This is a genomic window from Micromonospora sp. NPDC049004 (genome assembly GCF_040649315.1).
Taxonomy (GTDB): Bacteria; Actinomycetota; Actinomycetes; order Mycobacteriales; family Micromonosporaceae; genus Micromonospora.
Genome location: NZ_JBEZFG010000002.1, coordinates 359,171 through 380,693, shown reverse-complemented (window position 1 = coordinate 380,693; position 21,523 = coordinate 359,171). Strand labels below are relative to the sequence as shown.

18 protein-coding genes are annotated in these 21,523 nt (G+C 72.8%); 8 read left to right on the top strand and 10 right to left on the bottom strand.

Going from position 1 to position 21,523, the window contains the following annotated elements; translation table 11 throughout:
- Positions 1 to 58: 58 nt before the first annotated feature.
- The gene (locus AB0B97_RS06505; protein WP_234584573.1) at positions 59 to 1,144 is read left to right on the top strand and encodes a polyprenyl synthetase family protein; all 1,086 of its coding nucleotides are present in this window, start codon (positions 59 to 61) and stop codon (positions 1,142 to 1,144) included.
- Positions 1,145 to 1,223: 79 nt separating this feature from the next.
- Here the strand turns inward: AB0B97_RS06505 and AB0B97_RS06500 are convergent, their stop codons facing one another.
- The gene (locus AB0B97_RS06500; RefSeq protein WP_357491184.1) at positions 1,224 to 2,423 is read right to left on the bottom strand and encodes an MFS transporter; all 1,200 of its coding nucleotides are present in this window, start codon (positions 2,421 to 2,423) and stop codon (positions 1,224 to 1,226) included.
- A 154-nt stretch (positions 2,424 to 2,577) separates the two neighbouring features.
- Here AB0B97_RS06500 and AB0B97_RS06495 point away from each other — a divergent pair, with 154 nt between their 5' ends.
- Entirely contained in the window at positions 2,578 to 3,360 is a 783-nt protein-coding gene (locus tag AB0B97_RS06495; protein WP_234584571.1) for an IclR family transcriptional regulator C-terminal domain-containing protein, read from the top strand.
- A 111-nt stretch (positions 3,361 to 3,471) separates the two neighbouring features.
- Here the strand turns inward: AB0B97_RS06495 and AB0B97_RS06490 are convergent, their stop codons facing one another.
- Positions 3,472 to 5,601, bottom strand: coding sequence for a PhoX family phosphatase (locus AB0B97_RS06490; RefSeq protein ID WP_357491181.1), 2,130 nt, complete (start codon positions 5,599 to 5,601; stop codon positions 3,472 to 3,474).
- A 215-nt stretch (positions 5,602 to 5,816) separates the two neighbouring features.
- Between AB0B97_RS06490 and AB0B97_RS06485 the strand changes: the two genes are divergently transcribed.
- Both AB0B97_RS06485 and AB0B97_RS06480 read left to right on the top strand, forming a co-directional pair.
- Positions 5,817 to 6,332: a sigma-70 family RNA polymerase sigma factor gene (locus tag AB0B97_RS06485; protein WP_266249813.1), complete on the top strand. Its 516-nt coding sequence runs from the start codon at positions 5,817 to 5,819 to the stop codon at positions 6,330 to 6,332.
- Entirely contained in the window at positions 6,329 to 7,048 is a 720-nt protein-coding gene (locus tag AB0B97_RS06480; RefSeq protein ID WP_357491179.1) for a zf-HC2 domain-containing protein, read from the top strand. Before AB0B97_RS06485 ends, AB0B97_RS06480 begins: the two co-directional genes overlap by 4 nt.
- Positions 7,049 to 7,223: 175 nt before the next feature.
- On the opposite strand, the gene rarD is transcribed toward AB0B97_RS06480, so the two are convergent.
- The 4 genes from rarD to eccE form a co-directional block, all read right to left on the bottom strand.
- A complete protein-coding gene (gene rarD, locus AB0B97_RS06475; protein ID WP_357491177.1) occupies positions 7,224 to 8,141 on the bottom strand; it encodes an EamA family transporter RarD in 918 nt (305 codons plus the stop codon).
- Entirely contained in the window at positions 8,138 to 8,635 is a 498-nt protein-coding gene (locus AB0B97_RS06470; protein WP_357491175.1) for a GNAT family N-acetyltransferase, read from the bottom strand. Before AB0B97_RS06470 ends, rarD begins: the two co-directional genes overlap by 4 nt.
- Positions 8,636 to 8,753: 118 nt before the next feature.
- Positions 8,754 to 9,140: a phage holin family protein gene (locus AB0B97_RS06465; RefSeq protein WP_234584566.1), complete on the bottom strand. Its 387-nt coding sequence runs from the start codon at positions 9,138 to 9,140 to the stop codon at positions 8,754 to 8,756.
- A 110-nt stretch (positions 9,141 to 9,250) separates the two neighbouring features.
- Complete coding sequence (gene eccE, locus AB0B97_RS06460; protein ID WP_357492055.1) at positions 9,251 to 10,975, bottom strand: type VII secretion protein EccE; 1,725 nt, start codon at positions 10,973 to 10,975, stop codon at positions 9,251 to 9,253.
- A 560-nt stretch (positions 10,976 to 11,535) separates the two neighbouring features.
- On the opposite strand from eccE, the gene AB0B97_RS06455 reads away from it, so the two are divergent.
- Both AB0B97_RS06455 and AB0B97_RS06450 read left to right on the top strand, forming a co-directional pair.
- Positions 11,536 to 11,856 (top strand): WXG100 family type VII secretion target, encoded by a 321-nt coding sequence (locus AB0B97_RS06455; protein ID WP_234584564.1) that lies wholly within the window; start codon positions 11,536 to 11,538, stop codon positions 11,854 to 11,856.
- A 20-nt stretch (positions 11,857 to 11,876) separates the two neighbouring features.
- On the top strand, positions 11,877 to 12,170 hold the full coding sequence (locus AB0B97_RS06450) for a WXG100 family type VII secretion target (protein ID WP_234584563.1): 294 nt from the start codon (positions 11,877 to 11,879) through the stop codon (positions 12,168 to 12,170).
- Positions 12,171 to 12,255: 85 nt separating this feature from the next.
- Here the strand turns inward: AB0B97_RS06450 and mycP are convergent, their stop codons facing one another.
- Positions 12,256 to 13,479: a type VII secretion-associated serine protease mycosin gene (gene mycP, locus AB0B97_RS06445; RefSeq protein ID WP_357491172.1), complete on the bottom strand. Its 1,224-nt coding sequence runs from the start codon at positions 13,477 to 13,479 to the stop codon at positions 12,256 to 12,258.
- A 152-nt stretch (positions 13,480 to 13,631) separates the two neighbouring features.
- Between mycP and AB0B97_RS06440 the strand changes: the two genes are divergently transcribed.
- Together AB0B97_RS06440 and AB0B97_RS06435 are read left to right on the top strand one after the other, a co-directional pair.
- On the top strand, positions 13,632 to 16,799 hold the full coding sequence (locus tag AB0B97_RS06440) for an SseB family protein (RefSeq protein WP_357491170.1): 3,168 nt from the start codon (positions 13,632 to 13,634) through the stop codon (positions 16,797 to 16,799).
- Positions 16,796 to 17,161, top strand: coding sequence for a hypothetical protein (locus AB0B97_RS06435; protein WP_357491168.1), 366 nt, complete (start codon positions 16,796 to 16,798; stop codon positions 17,159 to 17,161). The genes AB0B97_RS06440 and AB0B97_RS06435 overlap by 4 nt, the downstream gene beginning before the upstream one ends.
- Before the next feature lie 4 nt (positions 17,162 to 17,165).
- On the opposite strand, the gene AB0B97_RS06430 is transcribed toward AB0B97_RS06435, so the two are convergent.
- The 3 genes from AB0B97_RS06430 to AB0B97_RS06420 form a co-directional block, all read right to left on the bottom strand.
- Positions 17,166 to 18,098, bottom strand: a complete 933-nt coding sequence (locus tag AB0B97_RS06430) for an alpha/beta hydrolase (RefSeq protein ID WP_357491166.1) — start codon at positions 18,096 to 18,098, stop codon at positions 17,166 to 17,168.
- Positions 18,099 to 18,163: 65 nt separating this feature from the next.
- The gene (locus AB0B97_RS06425; protein ID WP_357491164.1) at positions 18,164 to 18,565 is read right to left on the bottom strand and encodes a hypothetical protein; all 402 of its coding nucleotides are present in this window, start codon (positions 18,563 to 18,565) and stop codon (positions 18,164 to 18,166) included.
- Between the two features lie 204 nt (positions 18,566 to 18,769).
- Positions 18,770 to 21,196 carry an immune inhibitor A domain-containing protein gene (locus AB0B97_RS06420; RefSeq protein WP_234591394.1) on the bottom strand — a complete coding sequence of 809 codons (2,427 nt, stop codon included), beginning with the start codon at positions 21,194 to 21,196 and terminating at the stop codon, positions 18,770 to 18,772.
- Positions 21,197 to 21,523: the final 327 nt, after the last annotated feature.

Here is a 21,523-nt window from a genome sequence, read left to right as displayed (position 1 = left end):
GACGCGTGCCGGCCCCCGCTGCGTATCCCCGACCCGGAGCAGGTCGAACGGGTGTGGCATGGTTGATGGTGTGGTGATTCCGGCTGGCGAGCGTTCAGGTGCCACCGGTTCCGGCGGTCGCCGGGGTCGGGCGAGCACGAGTCAGTTCGGCGCGCTCGGCCTTCATCTTGCCGATCCCCGCGTCGAGGCGTCCGTGCTGGGGCTGCTGGACGCGGTCGAGATCGAGCTGCGCGCCAGTGTGGCCAGCGCCGACCCGTTCGTCACGGAGGCTGCCCGGCACCTCCTGGAGGCCGGCGGGAAGCGGTTCCGGCCGCTGCTGGTGGCGCTCGGCGCACAGTTCGGCGATCCGTCGGGCGCGCAGGTGGTCCCGGCGGCCGTGGTGATGGAGCTCACCCACCTGGCCACCCTCTACCACGACGACGTGATGGACGAGGCCGCCGTGCGGCGGGGCGCACCGAGCGCCAACTCGCGCTGGACCAACTCGGTCGCCATCCTGGTCGGCGACTACCTCTTCGCCCGCGCCGCGGACATCGCGGCCGATCTGGGCCCCGAGGCCGTCCGGTTGCAGGCGCGCACCTTCGCCCGGCTGGTGCACGGTCAGATCGCGGAGACGGTGGGCCCGCGCGCCGGGGAGGACCCGGTCGCGCACTACCTGAGCGTGATCGCCGAGAAGACCGGCTCGCTGATCGCCACGTCGGTCCGGTTCGGCGGCATGTTCGGTGGCGCCCCCGCCGAGCAGGTCGAGGCGCTCGCCGGTTACGGCGAGACGATCGGCGTCGCGTTCCAGCTCACCGACGACCTGCTGGACATCGCGTCCGAGTCGGTGCAGTCGGGCAAGACGCCCGGCACGGACCTGCGCGAGGGTGTCCCGACGCTGCCGGTGCTCTACGCCCGTGCGGCCGACGACTCCGACGCGGCGTCGGTGCGGCTGCGGGAGATCCTGGCGACCGGCCCGTTGACCGACGACGCGCTGCACGCCGAGGCCCTGGGGCTGCTCCGGGAGAGCCCGGCGCTCAAGCGCGCCCGGGAGACCGTCCGCAGCTACGCCGAGGACGCCCGCGCGCGCCTGGCGCCGCTCCCGGCGAGCGCGTCCCGCCAGGCGCTGGAGTCGCTCTGCGACTACATCGCCGACCGCACCAGCTAACCTCCCATCCGGTCCGTCCCCCGGTTGATCGTGAAGTTACCGCCCCGACACGTCGTGTGATCGGGCAACAACTTCATGGTCACGCGCGGGTTGGGGGTGCGGCGGCTGTCAGTAGGCGGCTGCCCATCAGCATCAGGGCGGCGGCGAGCAGCATCGCCACCGCCGCCGTGACCCACATGGTCGGATAGCCGAAGTGGGCGGCGAGGGGGCCGAGGCTCAGCGGGCCGAGGCAGCCGCCCGCGTACACCCCGGTCTGCGTGATCGAGGTGGCGGCGGCCGGAGCCTGCGGATGCAGCCGGACCACCGCGAAGTTCACCAGGCCGGGCCACGCCCAGCCGAGGCCGAAGCCGAGCACCACGCCGGCCACCAACGGCACCGGACCGGCCACCGCGAGCAGACCGAGCCCGGCCGCCCCGACCACCAGCATCGCGGCGATGAGGGCGACGTGCCCGCTGGCCCGGCGGTCGGCCAGTCCGCCGGCACCCACCCGGGCGGCCACGCAGACCGCGCTGCCCAGCGTCAGGGTGAGGCCGGCGAGGCCCGGCGACAGACCCCGGGCGGCGGCCGAGTCCACCAGGAAGGTGCCCAGCGCGTTGGCCGCGCCCGCCGCCAACGTCGCCGCCGCGCCGATCACCACCAGGGCCGTCGTGGCCCGGCCCGCGCGTGCCGCGTCGGCCCGTCGGTCCCGGCCGGGCAGTTGCCGGGGTACGGCCGGCAGCGTCGTCAGCGCCGCGACCGCTGCGGCCACGAACGCCCAGCGCCAACCGGCGGTGAGCGCGATGGTGGGCACCGCCGCGCCGGCCAGCAGGGTGGAGACCGGAATGGCCGCCTGCTTCACACCGAACGACAGCCCCTGCCGGTTCGGGGGCACGTGCTGGGCCAGCGCTGCGTTGCTGGCGAGTTGGCCGAGGGCGTTCGCTGCGGCGCTGAGCGCCAGCAGGGCGAGCAGCACCTCGTACGAGCGGGCGAACACCGCCACGGCCAGCATGGACCCGGAGGCCAGCACGATGCCGCTGCGGGCCACCACTGCCGGCCCGTACCGCTCGACGAGCCGGCCCGACGGCACCGAGGCCAGCGCGCTCACGCCGAAGTAGACGGACACGGCCAGGCCCAGCCCGGCCGGGGAGAAGTCGAGGTCGGCTCCCATCTGCACGGCGAGGCCGCCGAGAAGGAAGACGGGCAGTACGCAGGCCACGGTGGTGGCGACGGCACCGGCGCTGGCCCGGATCGGGCGGGTGCGGGTGCGGTCTTCAGCGGGGGTGAGGGCGGTGTCGGTCATCGTCCGGCAAACCTACGCGAGTCAGGCTCAGACCACTCCTGGTGACCATCGGCCTACAAGGAGTGGATGGTGATCTGGCATCCTCGACCCGAACAGGCATTTCGCGCCCGGCCTGTTTTTCATATGGTGTAAGTCCCCGGCGGCGGAGGTGGTTGTGCGCGACCCCTTGGCAGAACCCTCGGACCTGATCCGCAGCGTGTCCCGAGCCCTGCGGGTGCTCGAGTCGGTCGGTCGCGCCCCGAAGGGCCTGACCGTCAAGCAGATCGCCCGACGGTGCGAGCTGACCGTGGCCACCACCTACCACCTGGTCCGCACCCTCGCCTACGAGGGCTACGTGATCCGTCGCGAGGACGGCACGTACATCGTGGGGCTGGAGGTGGCCGACCGCTACCGCGAGCTGGTGACCGCGTTCCGGGGCCCGCCGGTGGTCGGTGAGACGTTGCGCCGGGCCGCCGTGGACACCGGCTACAGCCACTACCTGGGCCGCTTCGTCGGCGGTCAGGTCGCCATCACCGCGGTGGCCGAGGGGCACCGCTCGCCCTACCTGGAAGACCTGGTTCCCGGCTTCGACGAGGGGGCGCACGCGACGGCCCTCGGCAAGTCCCTGCTCGCCACTCTCACCACCGAGCAGCGTTTCCGCTACCTGCGCGAGTACGGCATGCGCCCGTTCACCACCGCCACGCTGACCACCACCGAGGCGTTCGAGGCCGACCTGGCCGCCGGCGACCGACGCGGGATGCAGCTGGAGCTGGGGCAGTTCCGCCAGGGCGTGGCCTGCGCGGCGGTGCTCGTCACGCCGGACAAGGACATGGAACGCCGGGTCGTACTGGCCTGCGCCCTGCCGGCGAGCGAGATGATGACGTCCGCGCGCGTCGTCCGGGCCAAGCTGCTCACCGTCGCCCGCACGGTCGCCGACGGCATCGCCTCCGACCACTGACCCACCGGATACCGAAAGGCCCTCTCCCGGGCTGGGAGAGGGCCTCTCGGGGCGGTCCAGCGCCGAACCGCCTGGGGGAACGTCAGCGGCCCGCCGGCCGCGGGGGCACCGTCAGCTGCCCACCGGGCCGCCGTCGAGACGCCAGGTGACCACCACGCCCGGCTTGGCGTAGTCGCCGTCCGGCCAGTTCGAGGCCGGGTTCTCCACCGACGCGCCGGTGATCTCACCCGGGTGCTGCACCGCGACGAACACCGAGCGGTTGTCGCCGGTGATGAACGGGCCGCAGGTCTCCGCACCGAGTGGCACGGTCAGGAACTGCTTGAGGTGACCCTTCTCCGGACCCTCGACGGCGGTGGCGAAGAGGCCGTCGTTGCTGCCCAGCGCGTTGCCGTCGGTGGAGATCCACAGGTTGCCGGTGGCGTCGAAGGCGACGTTGTCCGGGCAGGAGATCGGGGAGACCTTGGTCTTGTCGTACCCGGAGAAGAAGGTCGACGGGTCGGTCGGGTCGCCGCACACGATCGGCAGCGACCAGGCGAAGGTCTCCGAGGTGTTGTCGTTGCGGTCCTCGACCAGCTCCAGGATCTGCCCGTGCTTGTTGGCGTTGCGCGGGTTGGCCTCGTCGGCCGTCGCCTTGCCGGCCTTGCCGCGGTCGGTGTTGTTGGTCAGCGCCACGTAGACCTTGCCGGTGAGCAGGCTCGGCTCGACGTCCTCCGGGCGGTCCATCTTGGTCGCCCCGACCTTGTCGCCGGCGAGCCGGGTGAAGGTCAGCACGTCCGCGGCGGTCATCCCGTCGACGAACGAGCGGTTACCGCTGACCAGCTTGATCCAGCGCCCACGACCGTTGAACGCGCCGTCGGCGGGGACGTTGCCCGAGCCGTCGATCTCGCCCGCGCTGGTCTGGTCGAGCTGCGCGACGTAGAGCGTGCCGGACTCCAGCAGCGTGAGGTTGTGCTTGCGGGCCGCCCACGAGTTGCCCTTGAGGAACTTCTTGTCCGAGACGAACTTGTAGAGGTAGTCGAACCGCTCGTCGTCGCCCATGTACGCGACCACGTGCCCGTCCTTGGCGACGATGACGTTCGCGCCCTCGTGCTTGAAGCGGCCCATCGCCGTGTGCTTGCGCGGGCGGCTCTCCGGGTCGAACGGGTCGATCTCGACGATCCAGCCGAACCGGTGCGCCTCGTTGGGGTGCTTGGCCAGGTCGAAACGCTCGTCGGCGCGCTCCCACTTACGGCTGCCGCTGGGGTAGCGGGACGCGGTGGTGATGCCGTAGCGGTCCAGCTTCGGCTTGAGGTCGGCCGGAGCGGCGTCCGCGCCGACGAAGTACTGGTTGAAGTTCTCCTCGCCGGAGAGCACCGTCCCCCACGGGGTCACGCCACCGGAGCAGTTGTTCAGCGTGCCGACGACCGTACGACCCTTGGGGTCGGCGGCGGTCTTCAGCCAGGCCGAGCCGGCGGCCGGGCCGGTCAGGTCGAACGTGGTGCTGAGCGCGGTGACCCGCCGGTTGTACGGCCGGCGACCGTTGTCCACGGGCTTCCACTGCCCGGTGCCGGCGACCCGCTCCAACTCCACCACGGACATGCCGTGCGCGGCCATCGCCGTGCGCAGCTGCTCCACGGAGAGCCCGTCCAGGCCGGGAAAGCCGGGGAACATCAGGTCCTCGTTGGTGTACTCGTGGTTGACCACGAGCAGCGCCCGCCTGCCCTGCCTGTCCAGCGGCAGCACCCCGACGAAGTCGTTGTTGTAACCGAACTGCTTCGACTGGGCGGCGGCGGTCTGGTGGTGCAGATTGAACTCCGGCGCCCCCGGCAGCACCGCGTCGCCCCACTTGATCACCACGGCGTGGTCGTAGCCGTTCGGCACGACAAGGGTGTCCAATTTGTTCGGCGGGATCGGCTTGAAAGTCAGCGCGCCGCTGCCGACACCCGTGGTGGGACGGCCGAAGCCGAAGTTTTCCGGCACGTCCGGGGTGGCGGGGGCCGCGGCGGCGGCGGGGGCCGCGCCGGCCAGCGCGCCGGCCGCCGCGCCACCGAAGCCGAGGACCAGGGCGCCGACCGCGCCGGCCCGGACGACGCCGCGCCGGGAGACCTCCGCGTTCACCACGTCCCCGAAGTACGCGTTGTCCGACGTGTTCGGGACGGGGTGGTCACAGGCGTTGCCGCAGCGGTACAGACAGGTCATGGCATCACGGGTGCCGTGACGGTTGCCGGTCAACAGGGGGAGCAGCCGGGGACGGTCGCTCATGGAAGTGGCCTCCAGGAAAGTCGGTGGCACGACAGGCGGCGTACCAGCCGGACGCTAGGAGGACGTGGTGAGCGGTCGTCGGCCGCAGTGTGAACCAGGCGTGAACACCTGCGCGGGCACCAGCGGTCTGACCTCGGTCTGAACCGTTCGGCGTGACCGCACGTATTCCCGAGCGGACACACCGCCGGACGCGCGCCGGAAGTGAGGAGACCGCCATCAGCGACCATGACGCCCAACTGCTGCGGGCGCTGCACGACGAGCACGCGGAGGCGCTGTACGCACACGCCCTGCGGCTGGTCAACGGCGACCGGCAGCGGGCCGAGGACCTGGTGCAGGAGACGCTGCTGCGGGCCTGGCGGCACCCCGAGTCCCTCGACCCGCGACGCGGCTCCGTACGCGCCTGGCTGTTCACCACCGCCCGTAACCTGGCCATCGACGCCTGGCGGCGACGGTCCACCCGGGTCGGCGAGGTGTTCACCGACGAACTGCCCGAGCCGCCCGAGGTGGTCGACGAGGCCGAGCGCGCGGTGGAGGCGTGGACCGTCGCCGAGGCGTTGAACCGGCTCAGTCCCACCCACCGTGAAGTGCTTGTCGAATGCTTCTACCAGGGGCGGTCGGTGGCCGAGGCGGCATCGAGGCTGGGCGTACCGCCGGGCACGGTGAAGTCGCGCACCCACTACGCCCTGCGCTCACTACGGTTGGTCCTGGCCGAGATGGGGGTGACGGGATGACTCGGTGCGAGTTCGCGCACGACGACGGCGCGTACGTGCTGGGCGCCCTGGCCCCCGCCGAACGGGCGGCCTACGAGCGGCACCTCGCCGGCTGCGCCTCCTGCCGGGACGCGGTCGCCGAGATCGCCGTCCTGCCGGGACTGCTCGGTCGTCTCGACCCTGCGGGTCTGGAGCAGTTCCTGCCGCCGCCGTCCCCGCCCCGGGTGCCCGCGCTGCTCGAGGAGGCCCGGAACCGCCGGCGCCGCGAGCGTGCAGCGACCCGTCGGCGGTACGCCCTCACGACGCTGGCCGCCGCCGCGCTCGCCCTCGTGGTGGGTGTCGGCACGGCCGCGGTGCTGCCCCGACCGGTCGCCCCACCGGTGACCCCGGGCGCACAGGGCACCCACCCCGGCCCGCAGGTGTCGATGGTCGCCATGCGGCCGGTGGCGACAGCCGGGCCGGTGCACGCCGAGATCGGGCTGGCCGGCAGCAAGTGGGGCACCGAGGTGACCATGCACTGCGGGTACGACGCGCGGACGAGCTACGGCAAGGCGTACCCGTTCCGGCTGGTGGCCCACGGCCCGAACGGCAGCAGCGAGCAGATCGGCTCCTGGCTGGCCGCCCCCGGCGACGACCTCAGCTTCACCGGCGTCACCCGCTTCACCGACGCCGAGCTGGTCAGCGTGGAACTCCAACGTTCCGACGGCACCCCCCTGCTCACCTACGCAGTCCCGTAACCCCGCCCGCCCTTCGCCGCCTCCCGCGACCCCGCCCCCCCTTCGCCGCGATCTTGCACTTTCTGTCGTCCCGTAACGGGTCAAGAACCGCAAATCGACGACACAAACTGCAAGATCGCGGGGGTGGGGTGGGGTGGGGCGGGGCGGGGCGGGGCGGGGCGGGGCGGGGTGTGGGTTAGGGGGTTGGGACGGGGCTGGGGAGGCGTGGGGTGCTTCTGGAGTGGCGGGCCTGGCGAATGGCGTCGGCGGTGAAGACGACCAGGGCCAGCCAGACCAGTGCGAAGCCGGCGAGGCGGGCCGGCGGCATCGGCTCGTGGAAGATCAGCACGCCGCAGGCGAGCTGGAGGATCGGCGCCAGGTACTGGATCATGCCGAGGCCGGTCAGTGGCAATCGGTTGGCGGCCCCGGCGAAGAGCAGCAGCGGGATCGCGGTGGCCGCGCCGGCCAGCACCAGCAGCGCGGTGTGCCCGGCGGAGACATGCCCGAAGGTCAACCCGCCGTGCCGGCTCAGCCAGGCGAGATAGCCCAGCGCGGGCAGCGCCAGCACCGCCGACTCGACGAAGAGCCCCTCGGCGGCGGGCAACCCGAGCTGCTTCTTGATCAGGCCGTAGCCGGCGAAGCTGAACGCGAGGCTCAGGGCCAGCCAGGGCAGCCGGCCGTAGTCGACGGCGAGCACCGCGACGGCCGACGCGCCGATGCCCAGCGCCACCCACTGCGCCGGGCGGAGTCGTTCCCGCAGCACCGTCACCCCGAGCAGCACCACCACGAGGGGGTTGATGAAGTAGCCGAGCGCGGTCTCCACCACCCGGTTGGAGCTGACTCCGTAGATGTAGATGCCCCAGTTGATGGCGATGAGCGCGGACGCGGCGACGATCCCGGCGACCGTCCGGCGGCGGCGTAGCAGCGCCCGCAGGAAGCCGATGTTGCGCAGCGCGCCGAGCAGCAGGGCCACGAAGAGCACCGACCAGACGATCCGGTGGGCCAGGATCTCCAGCGGGCCGGTGGGTCGCAGCAGCTTGAAGTAGAGCGGAAAGAAACCCCAGAGCAGGTACGCGCCGATGCCGTAGAGGTATCCCAGGCGGAGTGGCGTCACGCCTCCACCGTAAGGGGTGAACCTCCGCTTTGTTCCTTTCCGGTGATCGGCGTCACCGGTGGGCGCCGGTCGAGCTGCATCCACCGCTGCGGAACGTCCAACGGGGTGAAGCCGACCCGCGCGTACACCTCGTGCGCGTCGCTGGTCGACAGCAGAATCCGGCGTACGCCCAGCTCGGCGAGGTGGTCGCGGACCGCGCCGGCCAGCCAACCGCCCAGCCCGCGGCCCCGGGAGGCGCGGTCGACGTACACGTCGCAGAGCCAGGCGAAGGTGGCGCCGTCGGTGACCACCCGGGCCACCGCCACCTGGTGGCCGTCCCCGGGTCGGTAGACGCCGAACGGGAGTGACCCGGCGAACGCCCGCACCACCGTCTCCCGGTCACGCCCCAGCGCCCAGTAGGCGTCGGTGGACAGCCAGTGGTGGATCCGGTCCAGGTCGAGCCGGGCGGGGTCGGTGCTGATCAGGTGGCCGTCGGAGCGGGTCAGCGAGAACACGTCTGTGAGGCTAACCAACCCGATCGGCTCGCCGGCCCGCCAATTCCCGAACTCTGGTCACCGGACCGCCCGGCCCATCGGGGGCCGGGCGGTCCGGGTCGGTGGTGGTCGGTCGCCGTCAGTCCCGGTCGAGAACGGCGCCCAGGATCCAGGTCACGATGCTCACGAACAGGGCGCCGAGCACGGCGGCCGGCCAGAAGCCGTCCACCGAGAACGGCAACCCGGCCTGGTCGGCGATCCAGCTCGTGAGCAGGAACAGCAGCCCGTTCACCACCAGCGCGATGAGACCCAGGGTGAGCAGGTAGAAGCCGCAGCCGACGGTCTTGATGACCGGCTGGAGCACCGCGTTGACGACGCCGAAGATCACCGCCACCAGGATCAGCGTGGTGACCGTCTCCACTGCCGAGGTCGACTCCAGGTCGATGCCCGGAATGAGCAGTGTGGCCAACCAGAAGGCCAGCGCCGTGGTGGCCAGCCGAATCAGCAACCCTTTCAGAAAACCCATGGCCGGGATCGTGCCACGGACCACTCACCGGCGTAACCCACCAGTTGACCATCCACGACGACGCGGCCCCGGGAGCGCCCGGCAGCACTCGGGTCGGCGTCCCCGCCGGCTCAGCCGCGTGCCGGCGGGCCGATCAGCTGGGCCTCGATCGGGGTGGGGGAGAGCAGCGCCCAGCGCAGGGCTCGGCGGTTCACCACCGCCACCATGTCGTCCCGGATCCGGGTGAGCCAGTCGGCCGAGCCGCCCAGCCCCAGCGCCGTTCCAGCCAGCGCGGCCTCGGCCCCGTGCAGCGGCTGCAACACGGCCAGATCCGCGCGGCTCAACGCGTCCACATCGGCCGGGGTCAGCTCGTCGCGCACCACGAGGGTGGCCCGCCACGCCGGACCCGGCTCGGTCTCGGCCGGCACCGGCCCGGCGTCGACCACCAGCAGCAACGGTTGAAGCGCGGTACCCACCGAGTCGGCGACCGGTCGGCCCGGCGGGATCAGCGGGATCGTTCCGCCCGGAGCGCCCACACCCCGCACGAACGGCTCCCAGGCGCGGGGTCGCGCCGTCTGCACCACCACCAGCGCGCCCAGGGCCATCGCCCGCAGCGCCACCAGCTGCGCGGCCCGCACCCCGCCCACCAGCATCACCCGGGTGCTCTCCGGCCGGAACAACCGTACGGTCACCGCGCCGCCGTGCCGGTTGGTGCCGACCATCATCCCCGCCTCGCCCAGGGTCAGCTCCCAGTCGTCCAGCGCCACAGCCGATTGCCCCCCGGTGCTGGTGAGCGCCACCGGCAGCGTGCCAGCCAGCCCGCTCAGGTGCGCGCCGTCGAGTCTGCGCAGCGTCCCGCCGACGCCGTCGACCAGTCGACTCAGCGCGTCGACGGCCACGGTCAGCTCGGCGGTCGACGTGGCGGCCAGGCGTACGGCCATCTCGGTCGGCGCGGTCCCGGTGTCGCCGGCCGCCGGCGGCCCGACGCAGAGCGACACCGTCGTCGCGGTCGCCGGCAGCGCGAGCAGCCGGGGCACCAGCCGCCGCGCGGCCGGTGCGCCGGTCTGCGGCCAGTCGACCAGCCGGAACGTGGCCTGGACGAGTGCGCCCGAGCGGAGCAGCGGCCACGACTCCCGCACCGGCTGGCCGTCGTGGTGGGCCAGCTCGCCCAGCACGCGCAGTGCCGCAGGCACGCCGAGCGGCCGGGCGGTCAGCGGCCCGAGTCGGCGGACGATCCGGCGTACCGTGCCGGCGAGCGCCCGACGCAGGGCCTCCTGCGTCCACCCGTCCGCCCGCAGCACCCGAACCGCCAGCACCGCCCGCTCCCGCCCGGCGAGCCGGCCGTCGGTGAGCTGCCGGTACGAGGTGCCGACGGTGCCACCCGCCGTCGGGACGGGTGCCGGCGTCCCGCTGAGAAGCAGTTGGATCCGCACCGGCGGGACGTCCGGACCGGGCGTCGGCAGGAGCGCGGCCGGCGCGGGGATCTCCCGGGACGCGTCGCCGAGCAGGTCGCCGGGGTCGCCGAGCTCCAGAAGCGCCACCATGCCGCCGGTGTCCTCCAGCACCGCCGCCGGCCCGCCCGACAGCTCCGTCGAGTGGACCACGGCACCGGGTGCGACAAGGGCGAGCAACCCGGCCGGGTCGGCCTGCCGACCCAGCACGCGCCGCCGGGTCAGATGCGCGGCGGCGGTGCCCAGCCACTCGAAGAGCCACCTGCCGCGCACCCGCACGCCGGCGACCGCGACCAGGAGCGCGGCCACGAGCAGTGCGGCGACGGTGAGCGGCGTGCCCCGACCCAGCGCGGCGAGGACGACCGCGACGGCGACCTGCCCGGTGACCAGTTGGCCCGCGCGGATCCCCGCGCCGCGTCGGCTGAACGCGGCCCAGCGACCGCGGGATCGTCGACCGGGTGCGCCGTCCCTGGCCGCCCTCGGCCCGGGAACGCCGAGCGCGGCCGGCGCGGCGGTGACGGCTTCGGTCGCTCCGGTGTCGACACCCGGCGCGGTGCCGACAGACGCTCCGACGGCGGTGGGGGCGCCCAACCCGGCTGTCGGGGCGGCGGCGGCCGGGACCGGGCCCCAACCCTGCCGGCTCGCCGGGTGCGGGCCTCCGGTGGTGATCGGCGACACCGCGCCTCCTCGACCAGTTTGGACGTGCCGGGCGGCCGACCGCCCCGGGACTGCCCGTCACGCGCCGCGACGTGGCTGCGGCACATAGTAAGCGACCGATGGCTGCCGTGGTTGTCCACAGGGGAGCCCGGTGGGGTAGCAGAACTGCTACCGGGCCGCTACCGTCAGCCACGAAGTTCATCGCTGACCCGCGTCCAGCCATGCTCGTCGACCGGGCCACGCGATAGTGCGCTCCCCCTGGGCGCACAGCCGGCCAGGCACGACCGAGGAGACGAGGTGATGTTCGGGTGTCCCAGACCCAGGCAGAAGCGGCGGTGATGCGGCAGACCGCCGCGAAGTTCGAGCAGGTGGACCAGTCGTTGCAGTCCATGCTGACCGGCCTGCTGGCCGAGCTGGAGGTGTTGCAGCAGGCCTGGCGCGGCGCCGGTGGGCGGTCGTTCGAGCAGGTCAAGCGGCAGTGGTCACAGGATCAGGCCGCGTTGCACCGGGCCCTGCGGGAGACCGCCGGGGCCATCCGCACCGCCGGCCGACAGTACGACGTCTCGGACGACGAGGCGGCCAGCCGGGTGGCCGGCACCAACCGCGGCGGCATCCAGCTGCCGCTCTGACCTGCCGGGAGGGAGTTCCGATGGACCACGGTGTGCTGGTCGTCAACTTCGCCGCGCTGCAACAGGCCGGCGTGGACATTCAACGGGCGCTGAACACGCTCGACTCACAGCTCGGCCAGCTCGAACGCGACGCCGCGCCGCTGGTGTCGGCCTGGGCGGGTGACGCCCGACAGGCGTATGAACAGCGCCAGGCGCGGTGGCGGTCCGCCTCGCAGGACCTGCAGGCGATGCTGCGCGCCATCAAGGTGGCGGTGGACGACTCTGCGGCCGACTATCTGGACACGGAGAAGAAGAACACCGGGCTGTTCCAGTGACGCCGGTGGGCCGGGAGCGCTGACCGTGCCCGCGTCGGCGCCCCGGCCGCCCTCCGACGAGGGCCACCGAGGCGACCCGGTCGGGTCAGACCGGCTCGGCCGGTCGCCAACGCCGGCGCGCGCCGCGGGGCAGCACGACCGCGAGCAACACCACGGCGACCGCCGTCAGGCCGATCGCCGCGCCGGCCACCAGAGCCCGGTCCCGGGCGGCCGCGCGGCGGGCCTGGCGGGCGAGCACCGCCGGATCGGGCCGGTCCTCGGCGAGTACGGCAACCGACCGCGCGGCGGCCGACCGGCCGCCGCCCGTCTCGGTGACCGCCCGGTAGGGGTTCAGCACACCGGCGCCGTACCCGCCGCCGTGTCCCGGGCCGGGCGCCGGATCGACAGTGGCGACGATCCGCTCCACCACCTCGGCGGCGGTCAACTCGGGTCGGTACGCGCGCAGCAACGCAGCGGTGGCGGCCACGAACGGCACCGCGTAGCTGGTGCCCTCGACCTGCTGGTGGCCCTGCACGGGCGCGGCGACCAGCACTCCGCTGCCCGGGGCGACCAGATCGACGTACGAGCCGGTCTGGGAGAAGGTCGCCCGTGCACCGTCCGCCCCGATCGCGCCCACCCCGAGCACCCCGTCGTACGCGGCGGGGAACGGGCGCGGGTCGCCGCTGTCGTGCAGGTTGCCCACGGCGGCCACCAGCACCACGTCCCGCTCGACGGCGTACCGCACGGCGGAGCGGACCTCCGGGTCGTCGGCGTACAGCACCACGGAGAGGTTCACCACGTCGGCGTCGTGGTCGACGGCCCAGCGGATGGCGTGGGCGAACTCGTCGGCGCTCACCGTGCGCCCCGACTCCCGACCCTGCACCACCTGCTGCTCACTCACCCGTACCGGCAGGATCCGGGCGGCCGGGGCCAGGCCGTGGAAGGCGACACCGGGCCGGGGCGCCGCCGCGATGATGCTCGCCACGCCGGTGCCGTGCCCGGCGCAGTCCCGGCTGCCGTCCCCACCCGGGTCGAGCAGGTCGGTGCCGGCCAGCACCCGTCCGGTCAACTGGGGATGCGCCCGGTCGACTCCGGAGTCGACCACCGCGACCGTCACACCGGCGCCCGTGGTCAGCGGCGCGAGTCGCGTGGGGTCGTACCGCTGCTGGGGCCAGGGTGTGGCCTCGACCGGCCGGACGGGCGCCAGTGGCGTCGCGCAGGCCGGGGCCATCCCCAGCCCGGCGCTGGCGGCGACGGCCGGACCGGCCGCAGCGGTCAGCAGAGCAGCCGCCAGACCTGCCAGGACGGGGCGCGCGATCGACCGGGACATCGACAGCCTCCGTATCGTGTCGGCTCCGGAACGGGATGTTATCGCCTCGACGCCGCCCCGGCGGACCGCCACCGGCCAGCCATTGTGATCTTGATACCACCTTGTAGGTTGTACGCGATACCTGTGGCCTGTTCTCGGAAGGAGAGGTGGCCGTGACCGAATGGGAGCCGGCCACGGAGGCCGAGGTGGCGATGCGGGACGCGCTGCGCGCCAACGACCAGGAGCTCTACTTCCGCCTCCTGTCCCGCACCGATCTGCTGTTGCCGGTCTCCACGCCGGCGCCGTCCGGCCAGTCGTCCGCCGGCTGGGGCACCTGGACCACCGGCGGCCGGACCCACGTGCTGGCCTTCACCTCCGCCGCGGCGCTGCGGGCCTGCCTCGGTGAACACGCCGGCACCAACCGGCGCGTGCCGTTCACCGACCTCGCCCTCGGTTGGCCCAACCACGAGTGGTGGCTCGCGGTCAACCCCGGGTTGCCGGTCGAGGGCTACCTGCCCGCCTGGTTCGTGTCGCAGCTCTCCCGTGGGGACGTCCGGCTGCCGGGCCGTGCCATGGGCGCCCGCGCCCGGCTGGAGCGCGCCGAGACGCTGGCCCGATCGAGAGCCGGTACGACCGGCCGGGACGGCTCGCCCGCCACCGGGTTCGTGCCGCCCATGCCGCTTACGCCGCCCACGCCGCCCGCGTCGGACCCGACGCCGTCCGGACGGTCCGCCCCGAGGAACGCGGTGCCGCCGGTGGGTACACCCTCGGGATCGGCCACCCCGACCCGCGCGCCCGGCCCGGGTGAGCTGTCGCGCCGATCCGGCCCGGAGGATCTGCCCGCCGCCGGTCAGCGGCAGCCGACCGCCCCGCCCCGACCGGCCCGCCCCGGCGTCGGCCCCGTGCCGGGCGCGAGCCGTGCCGGCGCATCCCGGTACGTGCCGCTGGCCTCCACCGACCGCGCCCAGGTCGCCCCGGTCGACCAGCCGGGTCCACGCGCCGGCCGGCCGTCCGCGAGCCGTCCGGCGGGTGACGGCGACGGCCCGGCCGCCGGTGACGGCAACACCCAGGGTGGCCGGCGCTCCTTCTTCGAGCCGACGTCCGGTCGAGCGTCCGGGCCGGTCTCCGGGGACGGCCGGCCGGGCGACCGCGCGGTGCCCCCGTCCCGGTTCGGGCGGGGCAGCCAGCCCTTCCCGCGTCGCCGTCCCGCGGACGCGCCGGGCGGCGACAGCGCGGCCTCGGCCTTCCCGATGCCGACACCGGACGCCACCCGACCGCTGCGGCCACCGGCCGGCGACCTGGGCGCGTCCCGGGTGGTACGGGCGCCGTCGACCGACGACGAGGCCACCCAACCTCTGCCACCGCGACGGCCCACACCGTTGGCCGAGGAACCCACCCATGCGTTCCGGGTGCCCGGCCCAGCCGCGGGTGAGCCGTCACCGACAGGCGTCGGAGGGCACGTTCCCACGGCCGACGAGACCCAGGCGATCCCGCGTGGCCGCCCCGGTGACCGGCAGCGTTTCGAGCCGGTGGAGGAACTGCCGCCGTCGGTCGCGGAGCCGGTCTCCGGCCCACCCGCCCCGCGTCGCGGCTTCACGCCCATCGTCATCGAGGGCACCATCATCGAGTCCCGCGATCTCCTCGACCCGACCGAGGGCGCTCCCGCCTTCGACACGACACGGCGACCCGGCCCGACGACGGCCGGCCCGACGACGGCCGGCCCACCGCCGTTCGGCCCGGCGACGGCCGGCCCACCGCCGTTCGGCCCGGCGACCGCCGGCCCGCCGCCGTTCGGCCCGCCCGCGCCCGACCCGGCCGCACCCGGTCCCGCTGTTCCCGGGGCCTCGATGCCCGGCCCCTTCGTTCCCGGACCCGCCGCCGCGGCCCCGGATCCGTTCGGCGTGCCCTCGTCGTTCGCGCCCGCCTCGTCCGGCACAGCTCCGTTCGAACCGGCCGACACCGGCACGGGTCTGGCCGATCCCCCCGAGACCGCCGCCGGCCTGTTCGGCACGGACAGCACCGGCGCGGGCCCGTTCGATCCGGCCGGCTCCGACCTGAGCGGCGCTGGCTTGAGCGGCGCTGGCCCGAGCGGCTCCGACCTGAGCGGCGCTGGCCTGAGCGGCTCCGACCTGAGCGGCGCTGGCCTGAGCGGCTCCGACCTGAGCGGCTCCGACCTGAGCGGCTCCGACCTGAGCGGCGCTGGCTTGAGCGGCGCTGGCCTCAGCGGTGACGACCTGAGCGGTGGCGGCTCGGCCGGTTGGTCGGCGCCCCGATCCCCGGTGGGCTACGAGCCGGAGACGGTACGCGCCGACGACGAACGCCCGGTCGTGGACGACAAGCGTGCGGTGGTCGACGAGCCGGCTCCGGTGCAGTTCGAGCCGGCCAACACGGTCGAGGAGGACCTGCTCGGCGCGGCCGGCGCGGGCAGCACGGACACGTTCCTGTCCACCCTGCTGTTGGCGAGGGTCCTGCTTCCGTCGGCGGCGGACTCGGTGCGCGGCAGCCGTCCCGGCGACCCGGGCTTCGTGTGGCGTACCGCCCAGCTCGACGGCGAGACGTACGTGGTGGTTTACACGTCCCCGGAGCGTCTCGCCGACCACGTCGAGGGTGACGTCGACACCGTCCGGGTGAAGTTCGCCCAGCTGATCCGGCGCTGGCCGGACGAGGACTGGTCGTTCGCCGTCAACCCGGGCACGCCCGTCGGCGCGAAGCTGCCCGGCGACCAGATCGTCGCGTTGGCCAACTGGGCCGCCGAGGTGGGGCTCGGCGACGATCTGGAGGTCGACCCGCAGGAGCCGGCGGTCGAGGCGGAACCCACGGCCCGCCCCCGGTACGCTCCGGCGGCGGTCGACCCGGCCCGTCCGACAGTGATGCAGAAGGCGATCGCGCCGAGTCAGCTCGCGTACTACCTGGAGCGCGGGTACGACCGGGTGTCCGGCTTCGTGCACCGGGCCGGCGAGTTGGCGCACCTGACCACGCCGGCCGAGCTGCACGATGCACTGGGCCTGAGCTACCCGGGGTCACCGTTCGTACGCGACGCGGAGGAGATCTACGTGCTGCGCTGGCCGGCGCACCGGCCCAGCCTTTACCGGATTCCGTACGGCGGTCAGAACGAGCCGGCGATGCGGGCCATGGAGGGTTGGGTCATCGAACGCCCGCCGTTCCGGGGCAACGGCTTCGCCCCGGGTGAGAGCAGCGACGTGGTGGCGGAGTTCAAGGTGGACAGTGCCCGCCTCCCGCACGGCGCGCAGCTCTGGCGCATCGGCGGGGACGGCACCGAGCGGGTGATCGCGGTGCTCGACACGGACGCGGTCATCTGGCGACGGGTTCCGGAGGCGTGATGCGCGACGGCTACGTGGCCCGCTGGCGGGGCCGGGAGTACCAGGCGAGCCCGGACGGCGACGACATCCGGCTCTACCAGCCGGAGCCGGGTGAGGGCTTCGAGGAGATCCGTCCGGGCCGGTACGTGCGGGTGCTGCCGGCGAGCGAGATCGAGGACCTGGCGTACGTGCGGACCACCTGCACGTGGCAGGGGCAACCGTTCATCGTGCTCGGGAAACACGACGCCTGGCTGCGGGTGGAGTACACCGGCGGTCGCTGGCCGGTGGCCGAGGCCATGCAGCTGGAGGTCTTCGACTTCGGCGTCTACCAGGGCTGGGCGCCGGCCGCCGAGGTCACCGACCTGCGCGAGCAGCGGGTCTGATCGATCAGGACTTGGCCCACCGCAGGATCTCGCCGAGGACCAGCTCGGGAGCTTCCAGGTGGGGGAAGTGCCCCACCCCGTCGAGCAGGCGCCACTCGTACGGCGCCACGACGTACCGGCCGGACCCCAGGGCGGTTCTTGGCAGGGCGGCGACGTCCCGTGCGCCGTGCAGTTGCAGGGTCGGGGTGACCAGCGGCTTCTGCATGAGGCGAACGAACCGGTAGCCGTGCAGCCGCAGCACCGACCGGAAGGCCCAGCGGTAGCCTTCCAACGCGCAGAACGCGGCCTGCGGAATGCGCATCGCCTCCCGGCACCGCTCGGCGTACGCCTCGAAGCCCGAGCTGGCCGCCCAGCGCGGTCCGGCCCAGCGGCGCAGGATCTCCCCGACGGCCGCCCCGCCGTCCTTGGTGAGCACGTGCTCGTAGCGGGGGAGCTGGAACTTCAACGCCGGGGTGGAGGCGGCGAACTGCCCGCGTGGGTCGGCGAAGATGGCGGCGCGCAGCCGCAGCGGGTGGGGTGCTCCCAGGACCACCAACCGCCGGACCAGCGACGGGTGGAACGACGCCACGGTCCAGGCGACCATGCCGCCGACGCCGCTGCCGACGACAGTCGCCGAGCGTTCACCGAGCGCGCGGATCAGACCGGCGATGTCGGCGGCGAGCGTGTAGCCGTCGTACCCCCGGGGTGGTTTGTCGCTGGCGCCGTACCCGCGCAGGTCCACGGCGACCGCGCGGAAGCCGGCGTCGGCGACCGCCGGGAGCATCTGGTGCCAGGCCCACCAGTGCTCGGGGAAGCCGTGCAGGAAGAGCACCATCGGCCCGGTGCCGGCCTCGACCACGTGGAACCGGGTGCCGTTGGCGCCGACGAAACGGTGCGTCCACGGCCCCTCGGTGAGGACACAGGACTCGTCGACGGCTCCGCCGCGCTGGTCGGTCATGGTTGACAGCCTAGGACCCCGTCGACGGGCAGCCGTTTCGCCGGCCCGGGAGCGTCGGGCGACGGTCAGCCGACCGGGCTGATGTCGACGATGCTGGCCGGGGTGCCCGGGCCGCAGTCGGTGGTCGGGTCGGCCGGGCCGATGGTCACCCGGACCGTCGTGCCGACGGCGAAGGTGCCCTTGCCGGTGCCGTGCAGCGCGTACTGCCGGCCGTCGTCGGTGACCAGGCCGTAGCAGGGGCCGGCGCCGCCCCGGTTGATCCGTCCGGCCAGCACGTTGGCCTTGCGGGCGTCGGTCGGCTCGCGCGGTGGGCCGGTCGGCGGGCGCAGGGTGGGCAGCGGGACGCGCGAGCGCGACGGTCGTCCGGAGGGGGACGACGGCGTCGGATCGGTGGGCCCGGTCGGCGCGGTGGCGGACGAGGGTACGCCTGTCGACGGGGCGTCGGACGGGGTCTTCTCGGTGGACACGCCGTCTCCTTCGTTCCGCGCTCCGGCGCAGCCGGTGAGCGCCAGCAGGGCGGCCAGACCAGCGCCGGTCACAGTGGTGCGGGTTCGCGGTTGCACGGGTGATCGGACGCGCGGGGCGTGGCCGGGGTTCCCGCAAACGGGCGATGCCCGGGCAGGTGACCTGCCCGGGCATCGCCGTGGTGCGGGTGTCGCGTGATCCGAGGATCAGAAGAAGCGGACGGTGGTGTTGATGCCGTCCTGCGACACGACCTTGATCTTCCGGCCGGTCGCCGGGAGCTTGACGCCGTGGTTCGGCAGCTCCGGGTACCAGTACTGCTGGGTGTCGTCGAACAGCGGCTGCGCGGCCTGGCCACGGACGTAGTTGGCCTGGCTGTCGATGTGCAGCGTGAACGAGTCGGCCTTCTTCAGGCTGAACGGAGCGTCGTAGACCTGGACGCGGGCCCGCCAGGGGGCACCGGTCAGGTTGTACAGCGGCTCCGGGTGCGCGTCGATGATCAGGTTCCGACCCTCACCCGGGTGCGCGAACGTGTCGTTGTCCGCCCAACGGGTGTTGTGGTACGAGATCAGCAGACCCTCCTGGTACGCGTAGTGGTCCACGTAGTCCGGGCGGGTGTTCGCGTAGCCGAAGTAGTACGGGCCGGTCTTGAGGTACTTGTCGTACGAGGTGTACGACCGGGTACCGGCGATGTAGTAGTTGTCGAACGAGCGGGTGTAGGTGGCCGCGGCGATCTCGAACTTCCCGGCGAAGGTCCAGCCGTTGGCACCGTTCTCGGCACCGTCGGTGAACACGGTCTGGCCGTCGGCGGTCACGGTGATCGCGTCACCGTAGAAGCCGCCCTTGGACAGGCCGCCGTCGGTCTGGTAGCGCAGCCGGAACTGCACGACCTTGCCCGCCACGGAGTTCATCGGGATGTTGACGTCGACCCACTTGCCGTTGCTGGAGCCGTCCAGGGCGAAGCGCCCGGGGGAGATCTCCTTCAGCGGGTTGCCGTTGACGGTGCCGGGCAGGGTCGCCCAGGTCTTACCACCGTCGGTCGAGGCCTCGAAGAACAGGTAGTCGAACCCGCTCTCGATGTTGTAGCGGCCCTTCATGGCCAGGGCGGCCGACGACTTCCCGGTGAGGTCCAGCGTCCGGGTCATCGTGCTGTTGAGGTCGTCCTCGTTGCCGGTGAAGAACTGCTTGCTGCCCTCGAACGGTGCGCCGTTCGAGAAGGTGTACTCGCGGTCCGGGAGCACGACGACCGCGCCCTGCGCCTCCGGCGAGTTGTACTCCTGCGGGCCGAGAACCAGCGTCTTCTTCTGCCCGATACCGATCGTCTCGTAGTCGAGCCAGCCGAGCTGGTACTTGTTCCACGCGCCGAGGTCGCCACCGCGCTCGCCGATGCCACCGTCGTTCTTGGCACCGAGCCGGCTCTGGGCCATCAGGGTCCAGTGCTCGTTGTTGTTGTCGCCACCACTGACCACGTTGTAGTCGTCCGGCAGACCGAGGTCGTGACCGTACTCGTGGTAGAAGACGCTCCGGCCACCGTTCTCCGGCTGGATCGTGTAGTCACCGATCCAGACGCCGGTGTCGCCGATCTCGGTGCCGCCGGCCGGGAAGTTCGCCGGGCCGGTGTTGCCCTGGTCCGAGGCGTACGCGTACCAGCGGTGGCTCCAGATGGCGTCCTCACCCTGGATCGGGTCACCGTCGGCCTGGTCGCCGCCGGAGTGGACGATCTGGAAGTGGTCGATGTAGCCGTCCGACTCGTTGAAGTCGCCGTCACCGTCGAAGTCGTACCGGTCGTACTGGTCCATCGACTTGACGTCGGCGGCGATCTGCGCGTCGGTGCGACCGGCGGCCTTCTGGTCGAGGACCCACTGGTTGGCGGCGTCGCGGACCAGGTCCCAGGTGTTGCTGCAGACGTTGCTGTCGCAGACGTTCGGGTCACCGGTCGGGTCGTCGTCGGCCTTCGGGTCGTCGGAACGACCGTAGCGGGCCTCGTTGTACTTGACCTTGACCCAGTCGGTGACCTCGCCCTCGACGCTGTAGCGACCGGAGGACTGGGCCTCGTAGTACTGCTTCAGCGACTCGTCACCGGGGTTGGTGCCGAAGTAGAGCTGCCGGTAGTGGTCGGCGTTGTAGTCCGGCTGCCAGACGGTGGAGTTGTCCACCGCCCGGTTGGGCGCCGGGATCTGGTTGTGCAGCGGCCCGTCGAACTTGGTCGGCCCCGCGGTGTTGGGGTCGATGTTCTTGTCCGGGAAGTCCGGGTGCCGCTCGTTGCCGAACTCGGCGAGGATCACGAAGATCTTGTCGGTCCGCTGACGGGAGAGTTCGACGTACTGGTCTTCCGTCTGGGCCGTGCCCGCCCCGGTGGTGCGGGCGCTGGCCCCGTCGGCCTGGGTCTTACCGACCTTGACGACGGTGCTGCCGTTGATCTTCTCTGCCTTGGCCTTGCCCTTGAGGACCTCGTTGAGGCCCTCCTGGCGCAGCGCTCGCCGCTTGTCCTCCAGCGGGTTCGGCAGGTCGTGGTCGGCAAGGGCGGGCTCGGCGACCGACGGAGCGGCCGTCGGCAACTTCGGCTGCGGCGCGGCACTGGCGGACGGTCCGAACGCCAGCCCCGTCGCCGTCAGCGAAAGCCCGAGCAGACCCACTGCGACTTTGCGCACGTGGTACCTCCGGTGTGAGGGAACCGACCCAACGGGGGTACGGGCCGGTGATAGATCGATCCCACTAGTGGGACCAATGGTGAACATAGACACTGCCGGGACGGGTGGGAAGATGCGCGCGTCGATTTGTTGCAAGATTTTGTTGGGAACGCTTTTCACCGTCACACCCCTGCGCTTCATCTGCGCCGCGAACCAGGGCGGACTGGCCATGCGCAAAGACAGCGACATATTTCGATCAATATGATCGGGTGTACGACAGTGGGGCCGGCGGCGTTCCCGCCACCGGCCCCACCATCAGTTGTTGCTCCGCGA

Excerpts from the sequence above, each read along its gene's own strand:
- AB0B97_RS06500 (WP_357491184.1), bottom strand. The coding sequence starts at position 2,423 with ATGACCGACACCGCCCTCACCCCCGCTGAAGACCGCACCCGCACCCGC.
- AB0B97_RS06490 (WP_357491181.1), bottom strand. The coding sequence starts at position 5,601 with ATGAGCGACCGTCCCCGGCTGCTCCCCCTGTTGACCGGCAACCGTCAC.
- AB0B97_RS06465 (WP_234584566.1), bottom strand. The coding sequence starts at position 9,140 with ATGGGTTTTCTGAAAGGGTTGCTGATTCGGCTGGCCACCACGGCGCTG.
- mycP (WP_357491172.1), bottom strand. The coding sequence starts at position 13,479 with ATGTCCCGGTCGATCGCGCGCCCCGTCCTGGCAGGTCTGGCGGCTGCT.
- AB0B97_RS06505 (WP_234584573.1), top strand. The coding sequence starts at position 59 with ATGGTTGATGGTGTGGTGATTCCGGCTGGCGAGCGTTCAGGTGCCACC.
- AB0B97_RS06430 (WP_357491166.1), bottom strand. The coding sequence starts at position 18,098 with ATGACCGACCAGCGCGGCGGAGCCGTCGACGAGTCCTGTGTCCTCACC.
- AB0B97_RS06480 (WP_357491179.1), top strand. The coding sequence starts at position 6,329 with ATGACTCGGTGCGAGTTCGCGCACGACGACGGCGCGTACGTGCTGGGC.
- AB0B97_RS06450 (WP_234584563.1), top strand. The coding sequence starts at position 11,877 with ATGGACCACGGTGTGCTGGTCGTCAACTTCGCCGCGCTGCAACAGGCC.